At 56.6% G+C, this 5,586-nt stretch carries 3 protein-coding genes and 1 pseudogene; 3 read left to right on the forward strand and 1 reads right to left on the reverse strand.

What is annotated here, in order from left to right:
* A pseudogene (locus ACILQA_RS09500) lies at positions 1-873 on the forward strand (phenylalanine--tRNA ligase subunit beta); the annotation flags it as partial.
* Between the two features lie 61 nt (positions 874-934).
* Here the strand turns inward: ACILQA_RS09500 and ACILQA_RS09505 are convergent.
* A complete protein-coding gene (locus ACILQA_RS09505) occupies positions 935-3,286 on the reverse strand; it encodes a TonB-dependent receptor (RefSeq protein ID WP_395629476.1) in 2,352 nt (783 codons plus the stop codon).
* A gap of 103 nt (positions 3,287-3,389) precedes the next feature.
* On the opposite strand from ACILQA_RS09505, the gene ACILQA_RS09510 reads away from it, so the two are divergent.
* Both ACILQA_RS09510 and ACILQA_RS09515 read left to right on the forward strand, forming a co-directional pair.
* Complete coding sequence (locus ACILQA_RS09510) at positions 3,390-4,013, forward strand: TetR/AcrR family transcriptional regulator (RefSeq protein ID WP_395629477.1); 624 nt, start codon at positions 3,390-3,392, stop codon at positions 4,011-4,013.
* 24 nt (positions 4,014-4,037) lie between these two features.
* On the forward strand, positions 4,038-5,586 hold a 1,549-nt coding region (locus ACILQA_RS09515), incomplete at its 3' end, for a peptide chain release factor 3 (RefSeq protein ID WP_395629478.1).

The following is a 5,586-nucleotide window of genomic DNA, read 5'->3' on the forward strand; positions in this document are numbered from 1 at the left end:
AACGAGGCGATCAACTGGTCGTTCCTGCCGCAAAAGGCGGCGGACGCATTTGGTGGCGGCACATGGAGCCTTGCCAACCCGATCTCCGAAGACATGAAGGTCATGCGCCCTTCGCTGTTGCCGGGATTGCTCTCTGCCGCGCAACGGAACATGGATCGCGGCGCGTCATCGGTACGTCTGTTCGAAATCGGTCGGCGTTATTTTGCCGCAGCGGATGGGACAAGCGACGAGCGCCTGACGGCGGGAATCGTTCTGGCAGGCGACAAATCCGTGCGCAATTGGGCGACTGGTAAATCGGCAAAATTTGATGCTTTTGATGCCAAAGCAGAGGCCCTCGCGTTGCTCAAGGCAGCGGGTGTCGCAACCGACGGTCTGCTGGTGATGGACGATGCCGGTGCGCATTATCATCCCGGACAATCGGCGACATTGCGCATGGGGCCAAAGAATATTCTTGGCGCATTCGGCACGCTGCATCCGGCAACGGCAAAAGCCTTTGATCTGGACGGCAGCGTTGTCGCCGCAGAAATATTTTTGGATGCGATACCGCTCAAAAAAGCCACTGGCTTTATGCGTCCGGCGTTTACGCCACCTGCATTGCAAGCCGTTACCCGCGACTTTGCGTTTCTGGTTGCGCAAGATACGCCGGCCAATGATCTGGTTCGGGCCATTAAGGGATGCGACAAAGACAACATTGTCGCCGCGCGCTTGTTTGACCGCTTTGCCGGGCAGGGCGTACCCGAGGGGCAAGTCAGCCTGGCGGTTGAAATTACGCTTCAACCCACCGACAAAAGCTATGGCGATGATGATCTGAAACTGATTTCAGATAAGGTCATTGCGGCCGCGGCCAAACTGGGCGCGGTGCTTCGCGGATAAAAAGAAAGGCCGGGCATGATGACCCGGCCTTCTTTTTTCAAACGCGCTTTCGCGCGGCTTTTTAGAACTTCACGCCAGCGGTCAGAAACACCTGACGCGGGTTGCCGTAAAATGCGGTCAGCGTGCCTTCGCGGCCCAGTGAGGCAACGGGCAAACCGTTTCCGCCAAGGATCGGCACGCCAGTCGTCGCGTTGCCAGCAATGAAGCTGTAGCCCGAAGTTTTATATTCCTTGTCGAACAGGTTCTTACCATACAGCCCAATACTCCAGCGATCGTCGGGTGCGGTATACACCAGGCTTGCGTCGACGAGGGCATAGCCCGACTGATCGATATAGGGGTTCGGAATTTCGAACTGCGTCGTGCCGCTGCGGTACGAAACGGTTGTGCCCAGATTCAAGCGTCCAGCGCCAACTGGCGTCATGTAGGCAAGCGTTGCGCTCGCGGTCCATGCAGGTGTGTTCTGCACATCGCGGAAGGCGGCAACATCGGTCGGGACGCTCGCGATGTTTGAAATATATTGGTCGAACTTCGCATCAATATAACCCACTGCACCCAACAGGTTCAAACGGTCACCATCATTGGCAACGCTTTCGCCAAGCCGTGCGTTAAACTCAAGCTCGACGCCTTTGAAGTTCGCCTTGCCTGCGTTGGACGTTACGCCGCAGAAGGATGGCAGGCCGCTGACGATACATGCAACCGAACCGGGGATTTGGACGTCCGTATAATCGGCGTAGAAGCCAGCGAGTGCATAGGTCAGGCCGCCGTCGAACGCATTGCCCTTATAGCCCACTTCGTAGCTATCGACGCTTTCTGGACGGAAGCTCAAAAACGCAGCCACTTCGTCATTTTCGCCGCGAATACCATTGCCGTTCAGATCTGGCGCATTGGCACCCACGCCGCGCGGATCAAAGCCGCCGCCCTTAAAGCCTTGGCTGAAGCTGGCGTAGATATTGTCGTCTGGCGTTGGCTTAAAGCTGAGCGATATGCGGGGCGTGAACTTTTTGAAATCACGCTGTCCGCTGAAGTTGGTGCTCGCGGCACCAAAGGCGACACCTGCCCCGCCAAAGAATGGTGAGCCACCGCCAAGATAGTTTTGGCGCAGGATATTCGCGGTGCGCTTATCCCATGTGTACCGGCCGCCAACCGACAGGCTGAGCTGTTCGGAAAGATCGTACGTAAAATCACCGAAGATGGCGTAGGTTTCCGTATCGACCGCAGCATTGGTAAATGCCGTCAATCCGCTGAGCGTCGTGAACAGGCGCACATCGAACAAGGTATCTGCCGTGGCATCCAGATAATATGCGCCGACCATGCCGCTGAACGGACCAGCGTCCACGAGCAATTGCACTTCCTGACTGACCTGTTCGTTGAAATAGCCACCGGGGACGTCAACATCCGCCGCAGGCAGCGCGTCAAAATCGATGGGCGTCAGCGTGTCATCTTTACGCCATGCACTGATGGAACGAAGGGTCAGGGTGTCGGACAGGTCCACCGAAATGTTCATGGCGAGACCATAAGCTTCGATATCCTGTTTCGGATCGACAAGTCCGCCGCGTGTGTCAAAAACATTATCCAACACGGGTGCGCCCGACAACAATCCAGGAATGATGCGATGACCGCCGCGTGGGTCGCTCTTGTCGCGGCTATAATCGCCGCTGATACGCACCGAAACCGGTGCGCCATATCCGCCAAGCTCCAACGTGCCGCGCGCGGCCCATACGTCCTTGTTATAATTTTCAAGGCCAGTGGTCAGGTTGTCACCAAAACCACCGCGTGACAGCCGCGCGACGCTGCCGCCGACGCGCACGATTTCGCCAATCGGTGCGGACACAGTCACGACGCCGTCGGCCTGATCATAAGTTCCGACCGTTGCCCGTGCGCTCAATGCGAACTCTTGCGGCAAACGCTTTGTGACATATTTGACCGCGCCGCCGATGGTGTTGCGGCCGTACAGCGTACCTTGCGGTCCGCGCAGAACTTCGATGCGTTCTACATCATAAATGTCGAGGACCGCAGCTTGCGGACGGTTCAAATACACATCGTCCAAATAGATGCCGACACCGGGTTCAAAGCCGGACACGGGATCCTGTTGCCCGATACCGCGAATAAAAGCCGACAGTGTCGAGTTACTGCCGCGCGATGTTTCAAGCGTGGTGTTCGGCGTGATGTTGCCAATGTCGGTCAGGTCAAGCGCGCCACGCAATTCAAGTGCTTCGCCCGAAAATGCGCTGACGGCGATGGGCACATCGAGCAGATTTTCTTCACGGCGGCGGGCAGTGACGATGATTTCATCACCACTTTCCGCGCTCGCGGCTTCTTCTTGCGCCATAACAGGCGCGGTCACTGCCAAGCCGGAAACGGCAATGCTGGCCAATAATGCTGCGCGGATCATCGAAATTTTGGGGGATTTCATTGTCACTCTCCTGATTGAAATGCGGGCCTTTACCCATTTCCAAATGTGCGTATACTGAAAGTTGAACCATGTTTCAACTTAGTGGCTTTAGGAAATATAGCGAATGTCGGCCGAACGTGGCATATCAGCAACAATGACACCGGCTGAAAAAACACCGCGCACCGAAAGGGGCCGTAAAACATTGCGTCTGTTGTTGGACGCGGCTGCCGCCGAATTTGGCGAAAAGGGGTTTCACGAAAGCTCCGTCGTATCGATTACGCAGCGCGCCGGCGTGGCCTTGGGCAGCTTCTACACCTATTTCGATTCCAAAGATTCGCTCTTCCGCGCGCTGGTCCGCGATATGTCGGCGCAAGTACGGCAGACGGTAGGGCCCGTGATCGCCGCGGAGCCAGACCGTCTTGAAGGCGAGCGTAAGGGGCTGAACAAATTTTTGAATTTTGTGCGCGAGCATAAGGAACTGTACCGGATTATTGACGAGGCTGAATTTGTCGATCCGCCAAGTTACCGCGCGCATTATGAAAATACCGTCAACGGATATCTCGCCAGCTTGAAAGAAGCAGCGACCAAAGGACAAGTGCGGGACGATGTCGAGGAGGTCCATGCGTGGGCCATTGTCGGCATGAACGTGTTTTTGGGGCTGCGTTTTGGTGTCCTTGATGAAGATCGCGATGCAGCTGAAGTTGCGACTATCGCCGCCGACCTTCTGACAAACGGGTTGAAGCGATAATCAATCATCCCTAAGCCGCGCGGTATGACGCTCAACCGCCGAACCTTTGCCATTATCTCCCACCCCGATGCGGGTAAAACAACGCTGACTGAGAAGCTTCTGCTTCAAGGTGGTGCCATTCACTTGGCCGGCGAAGTAAAGGCGCGCGGTCAGGCACGCCGTGCGCGTTCCGACTGGATGAAGATCGAACAACAGCGCGGCATTTCGGTTACGTCATCGGTGATGACGTTTCAAAAGGACGGCATTGTTTTCAACCTGCTCGACACGCCGGGGCATGAAGATTTCTCCGAAGATACCTACCGGACGCTGACTGCGGTCGATTCTGCCATCATGGTCGTCGACGCCGCAAAGGGTATTGAGCCGCAGACCCGCAAGCTTTTCGAAGTCTGCCGCCTGCGCAGCGTTCCGATCATCACCTTCGTCAACAAGGTGGACCGTGAAGGTCGCCCCGCATTTGAGACGATCGATGAAGTCGCCGATGCACTGGCGCTCGATGTGTGCCCTATGAACTGGCCTGTGGGCATGGGCGGCGAGTTTGAAGGCCTTTATGACTTTAACAGCGGTCGCCTGAGCCAGCCATCGGGCGATAGCAAGGCATTTGAAGGCAAAGTCAGCGACCATGCCGGCCTGAATGCGACAAGCCTTGAAGATGTGCTCACGCCCGCGGGCGTAGCGCGGCTGCGCGAAGAGGCGGAGCTTGCGCAGGCTGGATATTCCGAGTTCGACCTGACCGCGTTCCAAAATGGTGACCTAACGCCTGTTTATTTCGGGTCCGCGCTGAAAGAATTTGGCGTAGTCGAGCTCATTAACGCCATCGCCAAATATGCGCCGCCACCGCGCCCGCAACCCAGTTCGAAGGGCGATATTGATCCGTCCGAAAAAGAAGTCACGGGATTCATTTTCAAAGTGCAGGCCAATATGGATCCGCAGCACCGTGACCGCATCGCGTTCATGCGATTATGCTCCGGCACCTTCAAACGCGGCATGAAGCTGACGCCTTCGGGGCTTGGCAAGCCCGTTGCGATACATTCGCCGATCCTGTTTTTCGCGCAAGATCGCGAGATTGCCGACAGCGCTGAACCCGGCGATATCATCGGTATTCCAAACCACGGCACCTTGCGCGTCGGCGATACTTTGTCCGAGCGCAACGACGTGCGCTTTACGGGCCTGCCCAACTTCGCGCCGGAAATTTTGCGCCGCGTCGTGTTGCGTGACCCCACGAAGACCAAGCAGCTGCGCAAGGCGTTGGATGACCTGAGCGAAGAGGGCGTCATTCAGGTATTCTATCCGGAGATCGGTTCAAACTGGGTGATTGGCGTCGTCGGGCAACTTCAGCTCGACGTTCTGATTTCGCGGCTTGAGGCGGAATATAAGGTCGATGCGTTTTTGGAACCTGCGCCTTATGACACCGCACGCTGGCTCATCGGGTCGGATACGGCGCTGGCGCAATTCATCTCGTTCAATGGCGGAAACATGGCGAAGGACCGCGATGGCCATCCCGTGTTTATGGCGCGTTCGTCATGGGATGTTGGCTATCAGCAGGAAAAGCATCCGGACCTGAAATTCAGCGCGA

Source organism: Sphingorhabdus sp. (genome assembly GCF_044239005.1).
In the GTDB taxonomy this organism is placed as follows: domain Bacteria; phylum Pseudomonadota; class Alphaproteobacteria; order Sphingomonadales; family Sphingomonadaceae; genus Sphingorhabdus_B.